Annotated in this window: 25 protein-coding genes and 1 other RNA gene; 23 read left to right on the plus strand and 3 right to left on the minus strand. The window is 41.9% G+C overall.

Annotated elements, in window-relative coordinates:
* Nucleotides 1-15 precede the first annotated feature (15 nt).
* Together aspS and ssrS are read left to right on the plus strand one after the other, a co-directional pair.
* Entirely contained in the window at nucleotides 16-1,791 is a 1,776-nt protein-coding gene (aspS, locus tag AC3ZVC_RS10380) for an aspartate--tRNA ligase (RefSeq protein WP_490068279.1), read from the plus strand.
* Nucleotides 1,792-1,982: 191 nt separating this feature from the next.
* A non-coding RNA gene (gene ssrS / locus AC3ZVC_RS10385) (6S RNA) lies at nucleotides 1,983-2,170 on the plus strand.
* An 89-nt stretch (nucleotides 2,171-2,259) separates the two neighbouring features.
* Here ssrS and AC3ZVC_RS10390 read toward each other — a convergent pair.
* Complete coding sequence (locus tag AC3ZVC_RS10390) at nucleotides 2,260-3,219, minus strand: NAD(P)H-dependent flavin oxidoreductase (protein ID WP_490068280.1); 960 nt, start codon at nucleotides 3,217-3,219, stop codon at nucleotides 2,260-2,262.
* A 237-nt stretch (nucleotides 3,220-3,456) separates the two neighbouring features.
* Between AC3ZVC_RS10390 and AC3ZVC_RS10395 the strand changes: the two genes are divergently transcribed.
* Complete coding sequence (locus tag AC3ZVC_RS10395; RefSeq protein ID WP_490068282.1) at nucleotides 3,457-4,218, plus strand: tRNA threonylcarbamoyladenosine dehydratase; 762 nt, start codon at nucleotides 3,457-3,459, stop codon at nucleotides 4,216-4,218.
* A gap of 230 nt (nucleotides 4,219-4,448) precedes the next feature.
* Here the strand turns inward: AC3ZVC_RS10395 and AC3ZVC_RS10400 are convergent, their stop codons facing one another.
* Nucleotides 4,449-4,970, minus strand: a complete 522-nt coding sequence (locus AC3ZVC_RS10400; protein ID WP_490068284.1) for a hypothetical protein — start codon at nucleotides 4,968-4,970, stop codon at nucleotides 4,449-4,451.
* A gap of 183 nt (nucleotides 4,971-5,153) precedes the next feature.
* Here AC3ZVC_RS10400 and AC3ZVC_RS10405 point away from each other — a divergent pair, with 183 nt between their 5' ends.
* Both AC3ZVC_RS10405 and AC3ZVC_RS10410 read left to right on the plus strand, forming a co-directional pair.
* Nucleotides 5,154-6,080 carry an ABC transporter ATP-binding protein gene (locus AC3ZVC_RS10405; RefSeq protein ID WP_490068285.1) on the plus strand — a complete coding sequence of 309 codons (927 nt, stop codon included), beginning with the start codon at nucleotides 5,154-5,156 and terminating at the stop codon, nucleotides 6,078-6,080.
* The gene (locus AC3ZVC_RS10410) at nucleotides 6,073-7,032 is read left to right on the plus strand and encodes an ABC transporter permease (protein WP_490068286.1); all 960 of its coding nucleotides are present in this window, start codon (nucleotides 6,073-6,075) and stop codon (nucleotides 7,030-7,032) included. Before AC3ZVC_RS10405 ends, AC3ZVC_RS10410 begins: the two co-directional genes overlap by 8 nt.
* Before the next feature lie 59 nt (nucleotides 7,033-7,091).
* Here the strand turns inward: AC3ZVC_RS10410 and AC3ZVC_RS10415 are convergent, their stop codons facing one another.
* Nucleotides 7,092-8,360, minus strand: coding sequence for a replication-associated recombination protein A (locus AC3ZVC_RS10415; RefSeq protein ID WP_490068287.1), 1,269 nt, complete (start codon nucleotides 8,358-8,360; stop codon nucleotides 7,092-7,094).
* Nucleotides 8,361-8,622: 262 nt separating this feature from the next.
* Between AC3ZVC_RS10415 and AC3ZVC_RS10420 the strand changes: the two genes are divergently transcribed.
* From AC3ZVC_RS10420 to mltG, 18 genes are all read left to right on the plus strand, one after another.
* On the plus strand, nucleotides 8,623-9,312 hold the full coding sequence (locus AC3ZVC_RS10420) for a YczE/YyaS/YitT family protein (protein ID WP_490068289.1): 690 nt from the start codon (nucleotides 8,623-8,625) through the stop codon (nucleotides 9,310-9,312).
* Nucleotides 9,312-9,731 carry a cysteine metabolism transcriptional regulator CymR gene (cymR, locus tag AC3ZVC_RS10425; protein ID WP_144545340.1) on the plus strand — a complete coding sequence of 140 codons (420 nt, stop codon included), beginning with the start codon at nucleotides 9,312-9,314 and terminating at the stop codon, nucleotides 9,729-9,731. Before AC3ZVC_RS10420 ends, cymR begins: the two co-directional genes overlap by 1 nt.
* Before the next feature lie 91 nt (nucleotides 9,732-9,822).
* Entirely contained in the window at nucleotides 9,823-10,965 is a 1,143-nt protein-coding gene (locus tag AC3ZVC_RS10430) for a cysteine desulfurase family protein (RefSeq protein ID WP_490068293.1), read from the plus strand.
* Nucleotides 10,966-11,032: 67 nt separating this feature from the next.
* The gene (mnmA, locus tag AC3ZVC_RS10435; RefSeq protein WP_490068295.1) at nucleotides 11,033-12,148 is read left to right on the plus strand and encodes a tRNA 2-thiouridine(34) synthase MnmA; all 1,116 of its coding nucleotides are present in this window, start codon (nucleotides 11,033-11,035) and stop codon (nucleotides 12,146-12,148) included.
* Nucleotides 12,149-12,284: 136 nt separating this feature from the next.
* The gene (locus tag AC3ZVC_RS10440; RefSeq protein ID WP_490068297.1) at nucleotides 12,285-12,950 is read left to right on the plus strand and encodes a tetratricopeptide repeat protein; all 666 of its coding nucleotides are present in this window, start codon (nucleotides 12,285-12,287) and stop codon (nucleotides 12,948-12,950) included.
* 31 nt (nucleotides 12,951-12,981) lie between these two features.
* Entirely contained in the window at nucleotides 12,982-15,408 is a 2,427-nt protein-coding gene (gene recD2 / locus AC3ZVC_RS10445; protein WP_490068299.1) for an SF1B family DNA helicase RecD2, read from the plus strand.
* A gap of 62 nt (nucleotides 15,409-15,470) precedes the next feature.
* Nucleotides 15,471-15,635, plus strand: a complete 165-nt coding sequence (locus AC3ZVC_RS10450; RefSeq protein ID WP_490068300.1) for a hypothetical protein — start codon at nucleotides 15,471-15,473, stop codon at nucleotides 15,633-15,635.
* 47 nt (nucleotides 15,636-15,682) lie between these two features.
* On the plus strand, nucleotides 15,683-15,832 hold the full coding sequence (locus AC3ZVC_RS10455; RefSeq protein ID WP_490068302.1) for a hypothetical protein: 150 nt from the start codon (nucleotides 15,683-15,685) through the stop codon (nucleotides 15,830-15,832).
* A 124-nt stretch (nucleotides 15,833-15,956) separates the two neighbouring features.
* On the plus strand, nucleotides 15,957-16,427 hold the full coding sequence (locus tag AC3ZVC_RS10460; RefSeq protein ID WP_214724860.1) for a PRC-barrel domain-containing protein: 471 nt from the start codon (nucleotides 15,957-15,959) through the stop codon (nucleotides 16,425-16,427).
* A 15-nt stretch (nucleotides 16,428-16,442) separates the two neighbouring features.
* Nucleotides 16,443-16,634, plus strand: coding sequence for a hypothetical protein (locus AC3ZVC_RS10465; RefSeq protein WP_110066068.1), 192 nt, complete (start codon nucleotides 16,443-16,445; stop codon nucleotides 16,632-16,634).
* 33 nt (nucleotides 16,635-16,667) lie between these two features.
* Entirely contained in the window at nucleotides 16,668-16,793 is a 126-nt protein-coding gene (locus tag AC3ZVC_RS10470; protein WP_490068887.1) for a YrzQ family protein, read from the plus strand.
* A 305-nt stretch (nucleotides 16,794-17,098) separates the two neighbouring features.
* Nucleotides 17,099-18,181, plus strand: coding sequence for an AI-2E family transporter (locus tag AC3ZVC_RS10475; protein ID WP_490068306.1), 1,083 nt, complete (start codon nucleotides 17,099-17,101; stop codon nucleotides 18,179-18,181).
* A gap of 404 nt (nucleotides 18,182-18,585) precedes the next feature.
* Nucleotides 18,586-21,219, plus strand: a complete 2,634-nt coding sequence (gene alaS, locus AC3ZVC_RS10480; RefSeq protein WP_490068308.1) for an alanine--tRNA ligase — start codon at nucleotides 18,586-18,588, stop codon at nucleotides 21,217-21,219.
* A gap of 34 nt (nucleotides 21,220-21,253) precedes the next feature.
* Complete coding sequence (locus AC3ZVC_RS10485; protein ID WP_490068310.1) at nucleotides 21,254-21,463, plus strand: hypothetical protein; 210 nt, start codon at nucleotides 21,254-21,256, stop codon at nucleotides 21,461-21,463.
* A gap of 30 nt (nucleotides 21,464-21,493) precedes the next feature.
* On the plus strand, nucleotides 21,494-21,760 hold the full coding sequence (locus AC3ZVC_RS10490) for an IreB family regulatory phosphoprotein (RefSeq protein ID WP_009333061.1): 267 nt from the start codon (nucleotides 21,494-21,496) through the stop codon (nucleotides 21,758-21,760).
* Between the two features lie 2 nt (nucleotides 21,761-21,762).
* Complete coding sequence (ruvX, locus tag AC3ZVC_RS10495) at nucleotides 21,763-22,179, plus strand: Holliday junction resolvase RuvX (RefSeq protein ID WP_490068312.1); 417 nt, start codon at nucleotides 21,763-21,765, stop codon at nucleotides 22,177-22,179.
* 13 nt (nucleotides 22,180-22,192) lie between these two features.
* Complete coding sequence (locus tag AC3ZVC_RS10500; protein WP_026583774.1) at nucleotides 22,193-22,477, plus strand: DUF1292 domain-containing protein; 285 nt, start codon at nucleotides 22,193-22,195, stop codon at nucleotides 22,475-22,477.
* Between the two features lie 463 nt (nucleotides 22,478-22,940).
* Entirely contained in the window at nucleotides 22,941-24,074 is a 1,134-nt protein-coding gene (mltG, locus tag AC3ZVC_RS10505; protein ID WP_490068315.1) for an endolytic transglycosylase MltG, read from the plus strand.
* Nucleotides 24,075-24,352: the final 278 nt, after the last annotated feature.

Below are 24,352 nucleotides of genomic sequence, written 5' to 3' on the forward strand. Positions count from 1 at the left end.
ATGGGAGGAATAAGAATGTTTGGGCGAACGTATTATTGCGGGGAAGTAACAGAAGAGGCAATTGGAGAAAAAGTCAGCTTAAAAGGATGGGTACAAAAACGCCGTGATTTGGGCGGACTAATTTTTATCGATCTTCGCGACCGTACAGGGATCGTTCAGGTTGTGTTTAATCCGGAGGTTTCCCCTGAGGCACTTGCAGCAGCAGAAAAAGTAAGAAATGAATATGTACTTGATATTGAGGGAAAAGTTATTGCACGTGAAGAAGGCACTGTCAATGAGAACCTTAAAACAGGCCGCATAGAAATCCAAGCTGAGAAAATCACGATTATTAATGAAGCAAAAACACCTCCTTTCGTGATTGATAATAAAGCAGATGTTTCGGAAGACGTCCGGCTTAAATACCGCTACTTGGATTTAAGAAGGCCAGTAATGTTTGATACCTTTAAGATGCGTCATCAGGTAACAAAAGCAATAAGGGATTTCCTGGATAGCGAAGACTTCCTTGATGTCGAAACACCTATCTTAACAAAAAGCACACCGGAAGGCGCACGTGATTATTTAGTTCCAAGCCGGGTGCATCCGGGTGAATTTTATGCATTGCCACAATCTCCGCAAATCTTTAAGCAGCTTTTAATGGTTGGAGGATTTGAACGTTACTATCAAATTGCACGATGCTTCCGGGATGAAGATTTGCGCGCAGACCGCCAGCCTGAATTTACTCAGGTCGACATTGAAATGAGCTTTATGAGCCAGGATGAAATCATAGGCTTAATGGAAAACATGATGAAAAAGATCATGAAAGAAGTAAAAGGCATGGATGTTCAATTACCATTCCCTCGCATGTCCTATCAAGATGCGATGGACCGCTTTGGTTCCGACAAGCCGGATACCCGCTTTGGAATGGAATTGACCGACCTATCAGAAATCGTAAAAGAGTCCAGCTTTAAAGTTTTTGCAGGAGCAGTATCTTCAGGCGGACAAGTAAAAGCGATTAATGTAAAAAATGCTGCAGGCAAGTATTCACGCAAAGATATCGATGCTTTGACAGAATTTGTTGCCGTTTACGGAGCAAAAGGGCTTGCCTGGCTAAAAGCAGAAGAAGACGGATTAAAAGGACCGATTGCAAAATTCGTGACTGAGGAAGAACAAAAGGCGTTTTACGCTGCTTTATCTGTAGAACCTGGTGACCTTTTGTTATTTGTGGCAGATAAGAAAAGCGTTGTGGCAGACGCACTTGGCGCTTTAAGGTTAAAGCTTGGAAAAGAGCTTGACCTTATTGATCAAAGCAAGTTTAACTTCCTTTGGGTTACCGACTGGCCGCTTCTAGAGTACGATGAGGAGGAAGGGCGCTATTATGCAGCCCACCATCCGTTTACTATGCCTGCTAGAGAGGATTTGGAGATGCTAGATAAAGATCCTTCTCAGGTTCGTGCTCAGGCATATGACCTTGTATTAAATGGATACGAGCTAGGCGGAGGTTCTTTGCGTATATTTGAAAGAGAAGTACAAGAGAAAATGTTCAGCATTCTCGGGTTTTCTAAGGAAGAAGCAGTGGAACAATTTGGGTTCCTGCTGGAAGCTTTTGAATATGGGACCCCTCCACACGGAGGAATTGCACTTGGGTTGGACAGACTTGTCATGCTATTGGCAGGAAGAACGAATCTCCGCGATACCATAGCCTTCCCGAAAACAGCTAGTGCAAGCTGTATTCTGACAGATGCGCCAGGTGAGGTAAGCGAAGCGCAGCTTAATGATCTGCACTTGTCTCTTAATTTGAAAAAAAGTGAGTAATGTCCTAAATAATCAGGATTAGTAAATAGACAATCATCTTCCCGGAAATTTAAACTGGGAAGATGCTCCTGATTTTTGTTGTTTTTTCTTCAATTCGAGCAGAAAATTGGTTAGGGCGATGATGTTGGCTCTGCTTGACCAGCTTGAAAAAGAGAAAGCCATATGGTATGATCAATACAAATAATAAATAAAGAGTCCTGATGTGTTCGTTGTGAAACCTGAAATTTTGACCAACATTATTCCTTCGGGAGTCCGGAGTTTTCCAGCAGCGTAAATGCCTCATGGATGAGGACTTACAAACGCAGGAAACAGGACACCCACCTGCTGTGTGCGGGTTCAAAACGAGGGCATCAATAGCGACGGCACGATTGGGACTTTTTAATACATACGACTTTAAAATCCATGCAATGCCTGCATGGATTTTTTTATGTCTTCAAAAAGCCTGCCGAAATGGCAGGCTTTTAATCCCTATGAAATGGCAATGTGATACTCAGACGCAATTTTATTTATAATATCCTGTACTGGAAGAATCTCTTTAATTTCCGAAACCCGCGCTCCGGCAAATACCAGCCCGTTTTCTACATCTCCGTCAACCGATTTTAGCAATGAATCCAGTGTACAAAAACGGTAGGAGCAGTTTTTTAAACAATCATGGCATTTGTGTATTTTCAGTTTGTCTGTCCCAGCGATAAGATTTGTGAACTTGTTTTTAATTGCTCTTCCCTGCAGTCCCACAGTGGTTTTAACAAGTACAGTATCCCCTTCCTTGGCACTTACATATTTTTCTTTAAAAGATCTGGGTGCATCGCATTCTTCACTCGCAACAAACCGTGTTCCCATTTGTACACCAGAGGCTCCCATATCCAGCGCTTTTGCAAGATCCATTCCTGTTAAAATACCACCGGCTGCAATGACGGGTATATTCACAGCTTTAACGACCTCTGGAAGAATATCAAACAATGGCTTATCTGTTCCCAAATGTCCGCCTGCTTCGTGCCCTTCCACTACCACAGCTGATGCACCAAGCCTTTCCGAAAGCCGTGCAAGCTTTGCAGAAGAAACAATGGAAATGACCGGCACTCCATATTCCTTTCCCCATGAATACATATCACGTGAGATCCCTGCACCTGAAATAATAAAATCAACTTTTTCTTCCAATGCGGCTTTCATTTTCTCTGCAAAATCATTCATAGCGAATAGTACATTGACACCGATATACCCAGCCTCCGTTTTTAGTTGATTCCTGGCCTTTTTAATATGCATTCTTAATTCTTCTGTAGAAATGCCAGTTCCGGAAATGATTCCAATTCCTCCTGCGTTCGCAACTGCTGAGGCAAGTCCGCTAAGAGAGATGCCTACCCCCATGCCCCCTTGAAGAATGGGAACCCTTGGCTTCATATGACCGATTTGTAGTTGTGGAAGATTCATTGTTTAACCTCATTTCAAAATTTAATAGTATTTCTAAGGGCATCTTAGCATTAAATTTTAAAAAAAGATGTGACTTTTATTACCTGGTCATATAACTTGATAACTGAATTTGGAGTATTTTAACATCATTAATCCTATAGAACTACTTGTTTTAATATTGAAGTATGATATATTCATTATCGGGTAATAGATAATGAATGCTTAAAGTTTTAATAACTTGTTATGGAGTTGATATAAATGCTTCACCAATTTTCAAGAAATGAATTGGCTATCGGCAAGGAAGGCCTTGAGAAAATGAAAAACAGTACGGTTGCCGTACTCGGCATCGGGGGAGTCGGTTCTTTTGCTGCTGAAGCACTTGCCCGTTCAGGGGTTGGCCGGCTGGTGCTTGTAGACAAAGATGACGTAGATATTACGAATGTAAACCGTCAGGTAATTGCGTTGTTATCAACAGTTGGAAAGCCAAAAGTTGATTTAATGAAAGAAAGGATAATGGATATTAATCCTGACTGCGAAGTGATTGCGCTGAAAATGTTCTACACTGAGGAAACCTATGAGCAATTCTTTGATTATGGCCTCGATTTTGTCGTGGACGCATCTGATACGATTTCTTACAAAATTCACCTAATCAAAGAATGCTTGAAGAGAGACATTCCGATGATTTCCAGCATGGGCGCTGCAAACAAAATGGATCCAACAAGGTTCCAAATTGCAGATGTTTTCAAAACGCATACAGATCCAATTGCCAAGGTCATTCGCACACGCTTGCGAAAAGAAGGGATCCGCAAAGGAATCCCGGTTGTATTCTCAGATGAAAGCCCGATCGTCATCCGAGAAGATGTCCGTAAAACAGTCGGAAAAGATGATGCCGAAATCAGAAAAGCAAAAATGCCTCCATCTTCAAACGCATTTGTCCCATCTGTCGCAGGACTAATCATGGCGAGTTATGTAGTAAGAGAGCTATTGAGCGATATTAAAATATCACGTGTGAATGACTGAAAAAGACCGGCTGATGAAGCCGGTTTTTTGGGCAGGAGGTTTGAGTTTAAGATAGGGGCTTACCTTAGACACGGAACATAAACAAATGAAAAACCCGCAAAAATTGCTGATCTCCGCGCGCAAACGAAGAATCCGCGCTGACAGAGGAGAGTCCGCTCATAAAATGTTTAACTCAGCAAGTATACAATCCTCGCAAGCCGTACCCTTACCCTAAATATATCCAGCTTCTCTTAATGAATGGCTCTTTTTTCCTCAATACCTTCTTGTTTAAGGAGATGATCGGCTTCTTTCAGTATCCCGGCCATCTCTTCGTATTGCAGAAGTTCTTTTTCAAAAGCTCTTCTCTTTTCCTCGAGCTTGATGTTCAGCTGTTCATTCAGCAATTTTAATTGGGTATGTTCTTCATGCAGAAGTTTATTCTGTTTAAACAGCTCAGAATCGGGCTTTGTTTTTGCAAAATTCTTTAAGAAGTGAATAACTTGATCCAAGTTTGCATAGGGAGCAGCTTCGAATTCATTGCTTGACTGCTTGGCCGTAGTGATCCTTGAATCAACTTCAGTTGCAGGTAAAGATATTTCTTTTTTTAATACAGCGTTCCAGCGATATTGGCAAGCCGAAACTGTCCGTCCCAGTTCATTGCTCGCTTTTTTGAAAGCTGATGCTTTAGAATCGCCATTGGATGTATACTCAAGTACCGTTTCTTTTAAAAACTGATCCTCCTCCGGTTTCCATAAATCTTTCCGTTCCTTCATTCCATTCACCACCTCGAAAATACGATTATAACTATAGGCTTATCGTCACCCTTATAAATGAAAATATTCCATTCTCAGAGGGTGCAAGGTAAAATAGCAAATAGAGTAAGATTGAGTGATTTCCTTATATTAAAGTGGTCTGGTTTCGACGAAACTTTAAATGAGCGGGAGGAGGTTGCCTTTATGGAGACCTTTGTAGAAATACAGGATGTTACAAAAGTGATTAAAGGGAAGACCATTATTGATTCTGTCAGTTTTGAGGTAAGAAAGGGAGAAGTCTTTGGTTTCCTGGGTCCAAATGGTGCAGGCAAAACAACAACTATTCGCATGATGGTTGGCTTGATCGGTATGACATCAGGTGATATTAAAATACTTGGAAGCAGCATCAAAACTGATTTTGAAAAAGCAATTTCCTATATAGGCGCGATCGTAGAGAATCCTGAAATGTATAAATTTTTGTCGGGTTATCAAAATCTTGTCCATTATGCACGGATGTCAAAAGGGGTAACAAAGGAGAAGATTGATGAGACGGCTGAATTGGTCGGCCTGACAAATCGAATTCATGATAAAGTAAGGACCTATTCTCTTGGGATGAGGCAGAGGCTTGGGCTGGCTCAATGTTTATTGCATGATCCAAAGATTCTAATACTGGATGAACCGACTAATGGGCTGGATCCAGCAGGAATCAGAGAGATTCGGGACCACCTTAGAATGCTGGCAAGGGAACGAGATATGGCAGTTATCGTATCAAGCCATTTATTATCCGAGATGGAAATGATGTGTGACAGGATTGGCATTATTCAAAATGGAAAGCTGATTGATGTTCAGCATATCAGTGATTTCGTACATGGCAGAGAAAAGGTCTATGAAATAGAAGTAGATAATCCTGAGAAAGCTAATGCCACATTGAAAGGCTCATATCCTGACTTGCCGATCCAGCTAACAGAAAGTTGCTTGCTTATTCCGCTGGTCCGTGATGAAATTCCGAACCTGATTAAACATTTTGTACAAGCCGACATAAATATATTTGCTGTCCGGGAAGTAACTAAAACACTTGAGGACCGCTTCCTGGAAGTAACAGAGTACAGGGAGGGTGCCGGAAATGTTTAGTTTAATTCAAAATGAATGGATGAAAATCTTTAGGCGTCCTGGCACATATATCATGTTAGGATTGCTCTTAATCATGACTACTGTTGCCGGTGCATTCATAAAATATCAGGAAAGCGGTGGAACAGTTCCGGATAACTCTGATTGGAAAAGAGGGCTGCAAATACAAAATGAAAGCTATCAAAAGCAGCTTGATGAAATGGGAGGTATGGTGCCCCGAGAACTTAAGGAACGATATGAAAGAGAAATAGCCATTAATACATATAGGATAGAAAACGATATTTCACCCAACCAGGACTATTCTATTTGGGGATTTGTAGCAGATACGTCCCAGCTGATTGAATTTGCAGGTCTATTTACCATTGTTATTGCCGGGGGTATTGTTGCAAGCGAGTTTAACTGGGGAACCATCAAGCTGTTATTAATTAGGCCGATAAAAAGAGGCAAGATCCTAGCTGCAAAATATATTACTGTTATTCTTTTTGGTTTAATCATTCTGCTCTTCCTTTTCACTTATTCAGCATTCCTTGGAATCCTGCTTTTTGGGATGCCGAAAGAAGCAGCGCCCTTTTTGACCTATTATAATGGTTCCGTTAAGGAACAAAGCATGGCTCTTCATTTGATTATATACTACCTTCTGAAATCCATTAATATGTTAATGCTGGCAACCATGGCCTTTATGATTTCAGCAGTTTTCAGAAACAGCTCACTTGCAATCGGTCTTTCTTTATTTCTCATGTTTATGGGTGGCCAGGTCACAAGGCTGATTGCAATGAAATTTGACTGGGCAAAATACAGTCTCTTTGCAAACACGGATTTATTGCAATACTTTGAAGGAGTCCCAATGGTCCAAGGGATGACGCTTGGCTTCTCGATCATGATGATTCTCATTTATTTTCTGCTATTTCAGGCGCTTGCTTTTTATGTGTTTAAAAAGAGGGATGTCGCTGCTTAGAAGATGGACTATGGAAAAAATCTTATTTTTTCAAAAAAGGTCTGGCATCAGCCAGACCTTTAAGATTTTAAAAGCTTATCATATACTGCAGCTAAAGCCTGCTCAAATTTTCCAGTTTTCTTAGGCTCATAATATACTTTGTTCTTAATTCTGTCTGGCAGGTATTGCTGCTTGACCCAGCCGGTTTCATAATCATGCGGATATAGATAATCAATGCCTCTTCCAAGCTCTTTTGCCCCTTTATAATGTGCGTCCTTGAGATGGTCAGGAACTTCTCCGCTTTTGCCTGCCCGAATGTCTGCAATGGCTGCATCCAATGCTTTATAGGCTGAATTGGATTTTGGGGAGAGGCAAAGCTCGATCACTGCATTAGCAAGCGGGATTCTTGCCTCCGGAAACCCGATTCTTTCCGCTGTTTCTATCGCGGCTAGGGTTCTGGCTCCAGCTTGAGGTGATGCAAGTCCAATATCCTCATAGGCAATGACGAGCAAGCGTCTGCTGATGCTTTGGAGGTCGCCAGCTTCAATTAATCTTCCTAAATAATGCAGGGCTGCATTAACGTCGCTTCCACGTATTGACTTCTGAAAGCCGGATAAAACATCATAATGGGCATCGCCATCTTTATCATGGGAAAAGCTCTTTCGCTGGATGCACTCTTCAGCAACTGACAGGTTAATTCTGATCATGCCGTCTCCATCTGCCTTTGTCGATAAAACAGCAAGTTCCAAAGCATTCAGAGAGCTTCTTACATCACCATTTGATGCAGTTGCAAGATGGGTTAGCGCCTCATCAGTAACATCCGTGTCTTTATTGCCAATTCCTCGCTCTTTATCATTTAATGCTCTGGTCAAGGCTTCTTTTATATTTTCAACTGATAACGGCTTTAGTTCGAAAATCTGGCATCGGCTTCGAATTGCCGGATTTATTGCATGGTATGGATTGCTTGTAGTTGCCCCAATTAACGTGATGCTGCCGTTTTCCAGATAGGGAAGCAGAAAATCCTGTTTTCCTTTATCAAGCCTGTGGACCTCATCGAGCAGTAAAATAACTTTACCCGACATTTTAGCCTCAGCCGCTACAATCTCCATATCCTTTTTATTATTGGTAACAGCATTCAATGTTCGGAAAGCATATTTTGTGCTTCCGGCAATGGCGCTTGCAATGGAGGTTTTTCCAATTCCAGGCGGGCCATACAGAATCATAGAGGACAGCTGTTTCGCCTGCACCATCCGATATATGATTTTCCCTTCAGAAACAAGGTGCTCCTGGCCGATGATTTCTTCAATCGTTCTCGGCCGCATTCGAAATGCGAGAGGTTTAATGCTCAAATTTATCACTCCAACCTTTAGAAGGCTTTTCGGCTTCATTAATAGAATTCATGCTCCGCAGACAGGAATACCCGCAGGCATTTAGGCTCTATTATTTAAGATACCATAATACAACTCACTTCAAAATGAATTTGGTTTTGGGCTTCAAGCAGCCAGGCATGTGCACACCAGCCCCTTTTCCTCCTAAAATATGCTATAATATCAAAAGTCTATATTATTACTAAGGATTTAAGATGCCTAACCAGCAGGGAGATTAAGGCACATGATTTTGAAAAATAAAGGGCAGATTGGCCCCAGGTTTTTGGTGTATTTATTCGGGCTGCTTGTCATGAGCCTTGGAATTGTTTTGTTAATTGTGGCTGATTTAGGGGCAACGCCCTGGGATGTTCTCCATGTCGGATTATACTACCAGTTTGGCCTGACAATAGGAAGCTGGTCGATCATTGTCGGAATTTTTATATTAGCGATCGCTGCGCTATTATCCAAGGAATTTCCGCAGGTCGGAGCTTTCTTGAATATGGTGCTCATTGGACTTTTTATTGACATGTATTTGTTTTTGCCATTCATGCAGACGCCAAATGCTCTTGGCGGAAAAATGGCTATGTTTGCTTCTGGTATAGTTATTTACTGTTATGGAATGGGAATGTATATCTCAGCGCAGCTCGGAGCAGGCCCGCGCGACAGCCTGATGATTGCATTAACAGCCAAAACCGGCTGGAAGGTCAGGAATGCAAGAGCCTTAATGGAGGTAATTGTTTTGGCCATTGGATGGCAGCTTGGCGGGCCTGTTTTTTGGGGCACCATCGTCCTCAGTTTAATGGTTGGCCCGATTGCCGGGGCTGCTTTGCCGCAGAGCCAGGCTTTAACCGACCGATTTTTGGCAAAGCTTAAAGATGATAAGGAAATATATTTAAATCGAATGATGAATGAAAAGAATAGAGGTGCCAGTTGATGAAAATATCTACTAAAGGCCGTTATGGTTTAACCATTATGATTGAATTAGCAAAAAAGCATGGAGAGGGTCCTACCTCCCTGAAATCTATTGCCCAGACAAATGACTTGTCTGAGCATTACCTGGAGCAGCTTATTGCTCCGCTTCGAAACGCCGGTCTCGTGAAAAGTATACGCGGTGCATATGGCGGCTATATTTTGGGGAATGATCCAACAAAAATAACTGCGGGCGACATTATTAGAGTATTAGAGGGGCCGATCAGTCCGGTAGAAGGCATTGAAGATGAAGAGCCTGCAAAGAGAGAGCTTTGGATGCGAATTCGCGATGCTGTAAAAGATGTCCTTGATAACACGACCCTAGAAGACCTTGCCAGCCATACAGATACAGGCGAATCTGATGCTTATATGTTTTATATTTAGGCATATAAAGAATTTAGCTGCTGATGAGAATAATTCCTATTTTTATAGGAAAAATGCAAGTAGCAGGACGAAAATAAGTAGGTGACATAGATTGGAAAGAATTTATCTTGACCATGCAGCAACATCCCCCATGCATCCGGGAGTGATAGACCGAGTGACAGAGGTGATGAAATGCGAGTTTGGCAATCCGTCAAGCATCCACTTTTTTGGGCGGAGTGCCCGCCATATCATAGATGAAGCTCGGGCTGCCATAGCAAACAGCATTGGGGCAAAGGCGAATGATATTATCTTCACAAGCGGCGGAACGGAAGCTGATAATCATGCGATATTTGGCGTTGCAGAGGCTTACCGTGAAAATGGAAAGCATATCATTACTACTCAAGTCGAACATCATGCGGTTTTGCATGCATGTGAACAGCTTGAAAAGCAAGGCTATGAAGTAACGTATTTACCTGTTGATCTAAATGGGCGTGTCTCAAGAGAGGATGTTTCCAAAGCTTTAAGGGATGATACTATTCTTGTGACGATCATGTACGGGAATAATGAAGTAGGCACAATCCAGCCAATTAAGGAAATTGGGGAAATGCTGGCAGGCCACCCTGCAAAATTCCACACGGATGCAGTGCAGGCTTATGGTCTTGAAAGATTGGATGTTAAAGAATTGGGAGTCGATTTGCTGTCTGTCTCCGCACATAAAATTAATGGTCCAAAAGGAATTGGCTTTTTGTATGCCCATCCTGATGTAAAACTTTCTTCCAGGTTATTTGGAGGAGAACAGGAAAGGAAACGCCGGGCAGGGACAGAAAATGTTCCTTCGATTGCCGGCTTCCAGGAAGCGGTCCAGATCTCTCAGAAGGAGATGGATTACAAAAGGGAAGAATACAAAGCTTTTAAATGGTTATTTTTGAATAAGCTTAAACAGTCTGATGTGGAATTCGAGCAGAACGGATCGCTTGATTATTCTCTGCCCCATGTTTTAAACTTAAGCTTTCCCGGAACAAATGTGGAAGCTATGCTTGTGAATCTCGATTTGGCGGGAATAGCTGCATCAAGCGGATCCGCTTGTACAGCAGGATCCATAGATCCCTCCCATGTGCTTGTCAGCATGTTTGGAAAAGGATCAGAGAAGCTGCAGAATTCCATCCGTTTCAGCTTTGGCCTTTTTAACACCGAGGGTCAAATCGAAATAGCAGCAAAAGAAACAGCCAATATCGTTAAACGACTGGCAAAATAGATGAACTAGTTAGGAAAGCAAAATGCATCCTTGCGCATGTGCCTTCTTAAGGAAATGAGGTGAAAATATGCAAAAACAACCGAAGGATACACGAGTCGTGGTTGGAATGTCCGGGGGTGTTGATTCTTCTGTTGCAGCCCTTCTGTTAAAGGAGCAAGGGTATGATGTAATCGGCATTTTTATGAAGAACTGGGATGATACCGACGAAAACGGTGTTTGCACTGCCACAGAAGATTATAACGATGTAATCCGGGTGTGCAACCAAATCGGCATTCCTTATTATGCAGTAAACTTTGAAAAACAATATTGGGATAAGGTGTTTACGTACTTCCTTGAGGAATACAAGGCAGGAAGGACGCCAAACCCGGATGTTATGTGCAATAAGGAAATTAAGTTTAAGGCATTCCTTGAGCATGCCATGAGCCTTGGAGCCGATTATCTGGCTACCGGCCATTATGCCCGTGTAGAATTCAGAGACGGTGAGCATAAAATGCTAAGAGGTCTTGACGAAAACAAAGACCAAACGTATTTCCTGAACCAGTTAACACAGGAGCAGCTTGAAAAAGTCATGTTTCCTATTGGCGATATTGAAAAGTCAAAAGTACGCGAATTGGCCAAGGAAGCCGGTTTGGCAACAGCAACGAAGAAAGACAGTACAGGTATCTGTTTTATCGGTGAGCGCAATTTCAAGGAGTTTCTCGGAAATTACTTGCCTGCACAGCCTGGGAGTATGGAGACGATGGACGGAAAAGTCGTCGGCAAGCATGATGGACTGATGTATTATACAATCGGGCAGCGCCACGGCCTTGGCATCGGCGGGGCAGGTGAACCATGGTTTGCGATCGGCAAAGATTTGAAGCGCAACGTTCTTTATGTAGGACAAGGCTTCCATAACGAAAAGCTATACTCTGATTCGATTATTGCTGTTAATAATAGCTGGGTATCAATTACAGATAAACCACGAACCTTTGAATGCACGGCGAAGTTCAGATACCGCCAGGATGATAGCAAGGTAAAAGTTGAGGTTCTGGAGGACGGTAAAGTTAGAGTGGTTTTTGAAGAGCCAATCCGTGCGGTAACTCCCGGTCAGGCTGTTGTTTTCTATAACGGAGACGAGTGCCTTGGCGGCGGTACAATTGATGAAATATACAAAGATGGAAAACGCCTGGATTACGTAGGGTAAGCATCGCTTACTTCAAACAAAATGCCCCGATTCTTTTTCAAGGAGTCGGGGTATTATTTTGGGAAAATCGCTGGCACCGCTTGTAAAAGAGCTGACAAAAATATGCTATACTTTCATTTGAATGGAGTGATTGATCATGGATAAAAACCAAATCGGTATTCAATATATGCAAGAAGGAAAATGGGAAGAAGCAGCGAAGATTTTTATGGAAGCGATTGAGGAAAGTCCTTCTGATCCGGTTTCGTATATTAATTTTGGAAACGTACTATCCGCTGTAGGAGAGAATGAAAAGGCCCTGAAGTTTTATGAAAAAGCAATCGGCCTTGATGAGAATGCGGGGGCAGCTTATTATAGCGCGGGTAACTTATATTATGAAATGCAGCAATTTGATGAAGCAAAGAAAATGTTTGAAACAGCCATGAAAAAAGGGCTGGAAACTGGGGATAACTTTTTTATGCTCGGTATGACGCTTTCAGCACTTGATCAGGGAAAACTGGCTTTGCCCTATTTGCAGCGAAGTGCGGAATTGAATAAAAACGATGCGGAAGCCCATTTTCAATATGGCTTATGCCTCGCGCAATTAAATTATATTGATGAAGCCATTAAGCAAATGAAAAAGTGCATTGAAATAGAGCCAGAACATGCAGATGCCTTTTATAACCTGGGTGTAGCCTATGGTTTTAAGGAACAGGAAGATGAAGCGCTTGCCCACTTCAATCAGGCACTTGAAATTCAGCCAGACCATGTTTTGGCTGGATATGGGAAAAAGCTTATTGAAAACGGCGATAACGATTCAAAATAAGATTGATTTGCTTAGGGGGAGGGGATAAAAGATGGAAAAACAGGACTCCATGGATCTTTTTGCCGAACAGGGAAAATTTATAAAAGGCAGGCATCTTGTCACCATATTTCATAATGAACAAAATTTATATACCGTTTTGCGAATTCGGGTTGATGAAACGAATGATTCGTATGAGGAGAAAGAGGCGGTTATTACAGGCTATCTTCCAAAGATGCATGAGCATGAAACTTATATTTTCTATGGTGAATTCAAAGATCATCCCAAATTTGGAGTCCAATTTCATGCCAGCCATTACCGGAAAGACCTTCCCCAAACCAAACAAGGAGTGGCCAATTATTTATCAAGCGAATTATTTAAAGGAATCGGAAAGAAAACAGCAGAGCTAATCGTTGAGACGCTTGGTGAAGATGCAATCTCCCGAATCCTAAACCAGCCTTCCCTTCTCGACCAGGTTCCCAAGCTTTCAGCTGATAAAGCCAAATTACTTTACGAGACCCTTATGGAGCATCAAGGCCTTGAACAGGCCATGATTGCACTTAATCAATATGGATTCGGCCCTCAACTGTCTATGCGAATTTATCAGGTTTATAAAGAGTCAACAATAGAAGTGCTGCAAAACAATCCATATAAACTTGTAGAAGATATTGAAGGTGTCGGGTTTGGCCGCGCGGATGAACTGGGATATCAGCTGGGCATTTCGGGCAGCCACCCCGATCGGATTAAAGCAGCTTGCCTTTACATACTTGAAATGGAAAGCATGCAAGCAGGCCATGTTTTTGTTGAAGCAAAGGTTCTCCTGCAAAGCGTAAAAAAGCTGCTGGAAGACAATAAGCGGGACTCAATAGAATATAAAGAAATTTCTAATGAGCTGATTAAACTTGAAGAAGAAGGGAAAATCATGGCTGAAGGGCAAAAATTATTTCTTCCTTCCCTTTATTTCTCGGAGAAAGGCCTTGTAACAAATATAAAACGAATCCTTAAACAAACACAGTATGATGAACAGTTTCCGGAGTCGGAGTTTCTGCTGGCACTTGGCAATCTGGAAGAGCGTCTTGGCGTCCAATATGCACCGACCCAAAAAGAAGCCATCCAAACAGCGTTAATGTCCCCGATGCTGATTCTTACAGGCGGCCCGGGCACTGGGAAAACAACGGTCATCAAAGGGATTGTAGAACTTTACGCTGAATTGCATGGCTGTTCTCTTGAGCCTAAGGATTATAAAAAGGATGAGCCTTTCCCATTCCTGCTGGCGGCCCCTACTGGCCGGGCAGCAAAACGGATGGCAGAGTCTACTGGCCTGCCCGCTGTAACGATTCACCGGCTCTTGGGCTGGAATGGGACAGAGGGTTTCGATCGTCATGAGGAAAGCCCTTTGGATGGCAAGATTTTAATTATCGATGAAACCTCCATGGTCGATGTATGGCTCGCAAATCAGCTTTTCAAGGCATTGCCTGAAAATATGCAGGTGATCCTGGTAGGCGATGAAGATCAGCTGCCTTCAGTGGGACCTGGCCAGGTATTGAAAGACCTCCTCCGCTCAGAACGTATTCCAACTGTCCGTTTAACCGATATATACCGCCAGGCGGAAGGATCGTCAATCATCGAGCTGGCCCATGAAATGAAAAAAGGCAAGCTTCCTGAGAATATTTCCGTACAGCAGGCTGACCGGTCGTTTTTTAAATGCCGTCCTGGACAAATTGCGGATGTTGTTGAAAAAGTCGTTCTGAATGCCAAGAAAAAAGGCTATTCGTCAAGGGATATCCAAGTGCTTGCTCCTATGTATAGAGGGCCAGCAGGCATTGATAAACTCAATGAAATATTACAGGAAATCCTTAATCCCAATCCGGGTGGTTCGAGGAAGGAGCTCGCTTTTGGCGATGTCAAATACCGCATTGGCGATAAAGTTCTTCAGCTCGTTAACCAGCCGGAGAATAGTGTATTCAATGGAGATATGGGTGAAATTGTTTCGATCTTTTATGCGAAAGAAAATACGGAAAAACAGGATATGGTTGTCGTCTCCTTTGATGGTGCGGAAGCTACATACACCAGGCAGGATTTGAACCAGATTACACATGCATACTGCTGCTCCGTCCATAAATCCCAGGGAAGTGAATTTCCGATCGTTATTCTGCCGGTTGTTAAAAGTTATTATCGAATGCTGAGAAGAAATCTGCTTTATACAGCGATCACCCGCAGCAAGCAATTTTTAATTCTGTGCGGTGAAGAGGAAGCGTTGAAAATTGGAGTTGAGCGGTCAGATGAACAAGAACGCCTAACAACTCTTTCTGAAAAGCTCAGAGAATCAATTCCGGCAGAAGGTGAATTTAAAGAGGATCAAGCTGGTGATACTTCATTAAATGAAACACTCACACTCGAAGAAAAACTGCTTCAAGCAGACCCCATGATCGGAATGGGAAATATAACACCGTATGATTTTATGGAAAAAGAATATAGCTAAAAAGGAACAGTCTAAATACAGGCTGTTCTTTTTTATATACCATCCATTGGAGGGATGTAGATATGGGCAAGTGGAATGAAGAATCAGCACCTAATAATAATATGGCATCGGAAGAACTTGCATCATCCAATCTTGTTTCGAATTCCGGGCAGGCAAAAGCTAACAAGATTAATCATGAATCAGGCGGGAAAGCAAAAGTAAGTCCTGGCAATAGAAGAACAGTTTAATTCTGTATCCATAACAAATAGATACCAGTAAAGGAGATATGATTATTGTGGAAAAGAAAAAAAGAAGCTCGCTTCTCAATCTCCATGGAGTAAAGCGGCAAAAACAGCCAAAACAGGATTATGAGTTTTCCGAAGAGCTTTCGGACGGAGGGGAACGGAACGCTCGTTTTAATAAACCGAGATATGATGGCCGCTGAGAACCAGTGCAGCATGAATTCGTATGCTAACCGGTAAACTTATTGGGTCCTATGGCAATGGTTTTTCGTTATGTTTTTTTAAAACCAGTTAAAACTATAAATGTTCGGGAAGGTGGGACATTCCTTGCGGACATTTTCTTTATTAAAAGGGCTGCCTGTTTTTGAAGTAAAAACAGGCAATAATATAGGTGAAGTTTGTGATTTATCCATTTCAGGCAATGGGAAAGTAAAGGGTTTACTTCTGCGGAAGGGCGCTCTGCTGAAAAAAACTTATCTGATTGGGATTGAGGACGTTGCCTCGTTTGGCTGGGATGGCGTGATGATTGAAGATTCCTCTGTTCTAACGGCAATTCCCAAAATTGATGAATATACATTTGAAAGCCATAACCGTTTAACCGGCAAAATGATGATGAGCAGGGAAGGTGAGCGGCTCGGATTACTGGAGGATGTATATTTTATGGAAGAATTGGGGACGATTGTAGGGTATGAACTGTCGGATGGCTTCTTTTCAGATGTGCTGGAAGGAAAACGTGTTATAAAAACCGATGAACCCCCTGCTATTGGAAAGGACGCCATCATTGTAAATGTAAAATAGTGAGGTGTCTTTTCCATGCTAAAATGTCCTAATTGCCAAAGTAAAGATATCGGCAAAATCGGTATCAACCAATTCTATTGCTGGAATTGCTTTATTGAACTTTCCTTGTCAAAAGGAGTCATCAATACCCATCAGGTTGAGGAAGACGGAACACTTAGCTCCCTTGATGATTTGTTTGAAGAAAATGAGCGCCGATATCTTTCGTGAATTTTGACGAAAGAGGTGAGACGATTGAACAGAATGTTAACCTCTGCAATGTTAATAGGTGCAGGCATGGCTGCTTATAATTTTGCTCAAAAAAATAATCTGATGTCAGGGCGCCAGATGAAACGTATGCAAAAAAGAATAACGAAAGCCTTATTCTAAAATGAATTTAAATGGTGGCTGGTCCTCAAACGAGGGCCAGCCTTTTAGGTGTGGCTCTTGTTAAATTTGAGTGTACCCAGGCAGGCTCCATAGTTAAAAATGCGAGGAGTGTCGTAAGCACTGAAATGGCTATCTGCAGAGGAAATCTACATGCATTTTTAAAAATGTCTTAACTTCTGCTCCTATCAACACGATGCTAAATCAAGATTTAGCTTTCACAGAGCAATTGTTATATAAAGACTTGAATGGACCTCATGTATAAATCCGCAAGAAGCTCTCACAATAAAAACAAGGAGGCGGACCTATTGGATATTCGATTGAAATGGTTTTACAGGCTTGGATTTCTGCTTCTCTTGCTTATCATAATATTTGTTTTTTTAAAGCTTCAGACTTTATGGCTGCCTGTTCTGAACATCCTTTTGTCTATAATTATCCCTTTTATCATAGCAGCTTTTATTACATATCTCCTGCATCCTGTAGTGGAGAAACTTCATGAGACAGGACTCCATAGAGGAATAGCCGTTTTTATTATTTACTTTTTATTTTTTGGAGGTGCCGGTTTTTCTTTATATAAAGGAATACCAGCTTTTATCCATCAATTAAGGGATCTTGCAGAAAATGCTCCCCTGTTTGCGAACCAGTACCGGGGATGGATCGATGCCATACAGCAAAAAACTTCATCTTGGCCGGATGGGCTTCAATCCCGGATTGATGATGGGATTGTTGCAGTGGAGGGAGCTTTGGATAGACTTCTTTCAAGGGTTATCAATTCTTTGGTTAATATATTGAATTATGCCGTAATTATTGCAGTAATTCCCTTCATCTCTTTTTACCTGCTGAAGGATTTTACGATTATGAAGAAGGCGGTCTGGTATTTGACGCCCAGGAAATGGAGAAAGGAAGGTGTATTATTCTTGAGGGATATTGATAAATCCCTTGGAAGTTATATCAGGGGGCAGCTCTTGGTGTGTGCAGCAATTGGAACCATTTCTTCCCTGCTTTTTTGGGTTTTTGGCATGCGTTATCCTCTCCTGCTCGGCTTGATTATTGGGGTAACCAATGTTATTCCATATTTTGGGCCCATCATTGGAGCTGTACCAGCTGTCATCATCGCTTCAACTCTTTCTGTAAAAATGATTGTCATAACCGTGGGAATTATAATTGTCCTGCAATTTCTTGAAGGGAATATTCTATCTCCATTAATTGTGGGCAAGAGCCTTCATATGCATCCGCTTTTAATTATGCTTGCTTTGCTGGCAGGGGGAGAGGCAGGAGGAATATTGGGGTTGATCATTGCCGTCCCGATTTTGGCTGTCTTGAAAGTGAGCCTCATACATGCGAGAAAACATTTCTCCAAGAAGCCGGAACCAAAATTCACAGGATCATAACGGCTGTATTGACAATGTTCCTGAAAAGTCGCTATAATGCGTCTATAAAGTTATTTTATGATTGAAAAAGTGAAGACGGAATGAGTATGTTATAGACCATCTGCGTGAATGCGAACGGTTTTGCATTCATATAAGAGAGGGAATTCCCAGGCTGAAAGAATTCCCAGATGAAGGATAACAGAAAGCTAATCCTGAGTGCAGTTAATACCTGCCGTTTATCCGCGTTAAGGATCTGAGAGATGGAATAACAAGTACAGAGCCAGCAAGGCACCTATGCTTTTTTCCATAATCAGGGTGGTACCGCGAGCAAGCTCTCGTCCCTGTCCAGGGATTAGGGCTTTTTTTGTTGCCTTTTTTCAAGGCATGTGCAATAACTAGTACATAATTTTAGGAGGATGGATAAAATGAAACAATTATCTGGTGCAGAAATACGCCGAATGTTCTTAGATTTTTTCAAGGAGAAAGACCATGCTGTTGAACCCAGCGCATCACTTGTTCCGCATGACGACCCTTCCCTACTATGGATTAATAGTGGAGTAGCAACGCTAAAAAAGTATTTTGATGGGCGTGTTATACCTGAAAATCCACGGATTACGAATGCACAGAAGTCAATCCGTACAAACGATATTGAGAATGTCGGCAAGACAGCAAGACACCACACCTTCTTTGAAATGCTTGGGAATTTCTCGATTGGCGACTATTTTAAAGAGGAAGCAATCATTTGGGCTTGGGAGTTTCTGACAGATGAAAATTGGATTGGATTTGATGAAGAAAAACTTTCTGTTACGATTCATCCGGAAGATGATGAAGCTTTTAAAATTTGGCAGGAGAAAGTTGGAGTGCCTGAAGAGAGAATAATCCGCCTGGAAGGAAACTTTTGGGACATCGGGGAAGGGCCAAGCGGTCCGAATACAGAAATTTTCTATGATCGCGGACCTGAATACGGAGATGACCCAGAAGATCCTGAATTATATCCTGGCGGGGAAAATGAACGCTATTTAGAAGTCTGGAACCTCGTGTTCTCTGAATTTAATCATAATCCTGATGGTACCTATACGCCTCTCCCAAAGAAGAATATTGATACTGGAATGGGACTTGAACGAATGGCATCGGTTGTTCAGAATGTTCCAACCAACTTTGACACAGATCTGTTTATGCCAATCATCCGAGGAACAGAGGGGATCTCAGGCATAAAGTATGGTGCAGCAAAAGAAACGGATGTTGCTTTTAAAGTAATTGCTGACCATATACGTACTGTAGCCTTTGCAGTAGGAGACGGTGCACTGCCTTCAAACGAAGGGCGCGGTTATGTATTGAGGAGGTTGCTTCGCCGAGCAGTACGTTATGCAAAACAAATTAATATAAATGAGCCGTTCATGTTCGAGCTCGTTCCTGTAGTAGGAGAAATCATGCAGGACTACTACCCGGAAGTAAAAGAAAAAACAGAGTTCATTCAGAAGGTAATCAAGAATGAAGAAGAACGTTTCCACGAAACACTTCACGAAGGTTTGTCTATACTTTCATCTGTTATAAAGAAAGAGAAGGAAAAAGGAAACCGCACGATTCATGGTGAAGATGTTTTCCGCCTTTATGATACTTACGGATTCCCGGTAGAATTGACAGAGGAGTATGCAGAGGAAGAAGGCATGAAGGTTGACCATGAAGGCTTTGAAAAGGAAATGGAAAGGCAGCGTGAACGTGCACGTTCAGCACGTCAGGATGTAGATTCCATGCAGGTTCAAGGCGGTGTTTTAGGTGAATTGAAAACAGAAAGTGAATTTGTAGGGTATGATAAGCTCCAAACAGAAGCTACAGTGGCTGCAATTGTTAAAGATGGGCAATTGATTAAAGAAGCACCGGCAGGGGAAGAAGTTCAGCTGATCCTTAACGCAACGCCATTTTACGCAGAGAGCGGCGGCCAGATTGCCGACCAGGGGACTCTTGAAGCAGAAGGTCTAAGAGTTGCCATTAAGGATGTCCAAAAAGCTCCAAACGGGCAAAACCTTCATAGAGCAGTTGTGGAAGAAGGTACAATAAAAACGAATGCATCCGTATTTGCTTCTGTAAATGAGCAAATCCGTTCAAAGGTAATTAGGAACCATACAGCTACCCACTTACTTCATCAGGCTTTAAAGGATGTATTAGGCAGCCATGTAAACCAAGCAGGTTCATTAGTTGGCCCTGAGCGTCTTCGCTTTGATTTCTCTCATTTTGGGCAAATTTCGGCAGAAGAACTTGAAAAAATTGAGGCAATTGTTAATGAGCAAATTTGGCATAGTCTTGATGTAGATATAAATTACAAAGAGATTGAAGAAGCAAAGGCAATGGGAGCTATGGCTCTATTCGGCGAGAAGTACGGAAAAATTGTCCGTGTTGTACAGGTAGGAGACTACAGCCTGGAGCTATGCGGCGGATGCCATGTTCCTAATACAGCGTCAATTGGGTTGTTTAAGATTCAATCAGAAAGTGGTATTGGTGCAGGGACACGCAGAATTGAGGCGGTCACAGGTGAAGCTGCATACAAGCTGATGAATGATCAGATCAACATTTTGAAAGATGCTTCCGGCAAACTTAAAACAAATCCAAAAGACTTGTCTTCTAGAATTGATGTATTACTTGGAGAAATTAAACAGCTTCAGCGCGAGAACGAATCATTAGCAGCAAAATTGGGTAATATTGAAGCAGGAAGCCTTGTATCTAAGGCGAGGGAAATCAATGGCGTAACAGTTCTTGCTGAACAGGTTCAGGCAGCGGATATGAATAACCTCCGCAATATGGCTGATGATTTAAAACAAAAACTGGGATCAGCTGTAGTTGTATTGGGTACCGTAAATGAAGGCAAAGTGAATATCATTGCAGGTGTAACAGAGGATCTGATTAAGAAAGGTTTCCACGCCGGCAAAGCGGTTAAAGAAGTGGCTTCCCGATGTGGAGGAGGCGGCGGTGGCCGTCCTGATATGGCACAAGCTGGCGGCAAAGATCCTGAAAAACTTGAAAGTGCACTGCAATTTGTAGAAGAATGGGTAAAATCCGTTTGATATCCCGGAAAAGTAGTGTAAAATGTAGGTAACCATGAGAGATTGTTCAAAATCAGGAAGAGGGCAGCTTGTTCTACACCATGTTTTCCTGTCAGGAACAAAATCATTAAAGATCGCTCTGTATTTTCAAACGGCTTCCACAGGCCAAACCGTTATGAAGGCATGGATGTTTAAAAGGCTGAAAGCTGACCGGACATTGCAGTCAGGAACAACTGAAATAAATCCGGTGAGATTAGGCTCCTAACCCTTCATACAGAAAAGCGAGGTGTAAGAAGTGAGCTCATTTGATAAAACAATGAGGTTCAATTTTCCTGAAGAACCAATCGAACAAGATGTGAATGAAGTCCTTTTTCAGGTTTATGGCGCGCTTCAGGAAAAGGGGTATAACCCGATTAACCAAATTGTCGGTTACCTGTTGTCCGGGGATCCAGCCTACATTCCCCGCCATAAGGATGCACGTAATATTATCCGCAAACTTGAAAGGGACGAGATCATCGAAGAATTGGTTAAATCATACTTAAAACAGCAGCGTGAGGGATAAACATGCGGACTATGGGATTGGATGTCGGCTCTAAAACAGTCGGTGTCGCTCTAAGTGATGCGCTGGGATGGACGGCGCAAGGCTTGGAAACCATCAAAATCAACGAAGAAGAAAAAAAGTTTGGTTTTGAAAGAATTGGTGAAATAATAAAAGAGCATGAAGTCAGTAAAATTGTCGTCGGCTTTCCTAAAAACATGAATGGAACCATTGGTCCGCGCGGAGAGGCAAGCAAGTTCTATGCTTCAGAGCTGGAAAAGATATTCGGCCTGCCTGTTGTGCTATGGGACGAGCGTTTATCCACAATGGCAGCTGAAAGAGTTTTACTTGAAGCTGATGTCAGCCGCAAAAAAAGGAAAAAGGTCATTGATAAAATGGCAGCCGTCATGATTTTACAAGGCTTTTTAAATAGCCAAATTTAATGAGGTGAAAAGAATGAACCACGGAGACAACAACATTACAGTAATTGATGAAGAAGGCAACGAACAGCTGTGTGAAGTATTGTTCACGTTTGATTCTGATGAATTCGGAAAATCATATGTCCTTTACTATCCAGTAGGGGCAGATGAAAATGATGATGAAGAAATTGAAATCCACGCATCTGCTTTCAGTCCTAGCGAAGACAGCAAGGACGGAGAATTGCAGCCAATCGAAACAGAAGAGGAATGGGACCTGATTGAAGAAATGCTTAACACATTCCTTGAAGAGCAAGAAGACTAAAAAACCGGCCTGCGGGCCGGTTTTTTTATGGTCATAAAAGCTAATTATTGATTTTGGCACATTGTTGATAGGTACTGAAGATGAAGAACTTCTATAAAGCATTCGCAATTCCTTCATGATGAATTCATTATAATTATTCAATGTCCGCCAAGAGGCACCAGCAGCGCTCGCTGTTCGTTTAGCGTGGAGCGGCAATCAACAAACATATATAACAGACCTTTTTAATTATCTTCTATCAAAAGTTGTGGAAAAAAATGGCGAATTATATGGTTTTTTGTTATATCCTGCGACTTCAAAAAGAAAATATAGTATAATAATCCGAGATGTATTGGAAATAAAGAGAACTATTACGCAGTTTTTTCTTAGGCCTGTTGGCAAGCATTACTGGAAAGATCAAATAAGAGATAAGGATATATCCTGTCTTTTGATAGAGCCAACGTCTATGGAACGGAGGGGATTTGTGATGTCTACAGAAGAGAAAAAAGGAAAGAAGGAAGTCATTCGAGAGAAAATGATTGAGCGGCAAAGTGAAGCGAAAGTTGTCCGGAAGATTGTTCTTATTGTTGCAATCATTTTATTTATTTCAGCTATTGCGGTCATCGGCGGAGGTTATTTTTATATTAATTCCGCTTTGAAGCCTGTCGATCCGGAAAGCGATCAGCAAAAGAAAGTGGAGATTCCCATCGGTTCCTCTGTTACAGGAATCGCAAATATTCTTGAGGAAAATGGGATCATTAAAGATGCCCGCGTTTTTAAATACTATGTGAAATTTAAAAACGAAGCTGGATTCATGGCCGGAGAATATGAATTGAAGCCTTCCATGACCATGCCGGAAATTCTGGATAGCCTAAAAACAGGGAAAGTCATGGAGGAGCTGGCCTTTAAGATTACCATTCCAGAAGGAAAACAGCTTGAACAGATCTCCGGAATAATTGGCGAAAAAATTAATCAGCAGCCTGAAGAAGTTTTTAAGAAGCTTAACGATAAGGCTTTCATTGAATCATTAATGGCTGAGTATCCTGATTTGCTGACAGATGAGATATTAGCTGAAAATATTAAATATCCACTGGAAGGGTATTTATTTCCTGCAACTTATCCTTTCTATAAAGAAGATCCGGCAATAGAAGATGTTGTAAAAGTAATGCTGGATAAAACAGACGCAGTCATCAATGAATACCGTGGAGAAATGGAACAGCAGAAATTCACTCCGCATAAATTACTGACAATGGCCTCGTTGATTGAGGAAGAAGCAACAGAAAAAGTTGACCGTGACCAGATAGCCAGTGTGTTTTATAATCGGATCGAAACGGGCATGCCGCTGCAGACAGACCCAACTGTCCTTTATGCCAAGGGAGAACACAAATCAAGGGTTCTATATAAGGACTTAGAAGTTGATTCTCCATACAACACATATAAGTATCCAGGCCTGACACCAGGACCTATTGCAAATGCGGGCGTTTCATCCATTGAAGCAGCTTTGCTGCCGGCTGAAACAGATTACTTGTACTTCCTTGCTACATCTACAGGAGATGTATTATTCTCTAAGACACTTAATGAACATAATCAAAAGAAATCACAGCACATTACTAACAATTAGATGCCAAAAAAGGGGAACGCTGAAATATAGCATTCCCCTTTTAATTATGGTAAAATAGATCAGGTGTTTTAATAAAGCATTGCAATAGCGTGAATCACGGACAAGCATGGATAAGGCTAAACGGCCGGAATGCAGCACTGCGCATTTTGACATCCTATCTGTGAACGCTATTTTTTCATGTCTAAATTGAAAGAGTTTTATCAAAATGTACTCTAGCTTTAATATAAGCTTTGATAATGCTAAATAATTATTTGCACAGTGTTGATTGGAGCGGAAGG

It is taken from the genome of Cytobacillus sp. C11.1 (assembly GCF_058145115.1).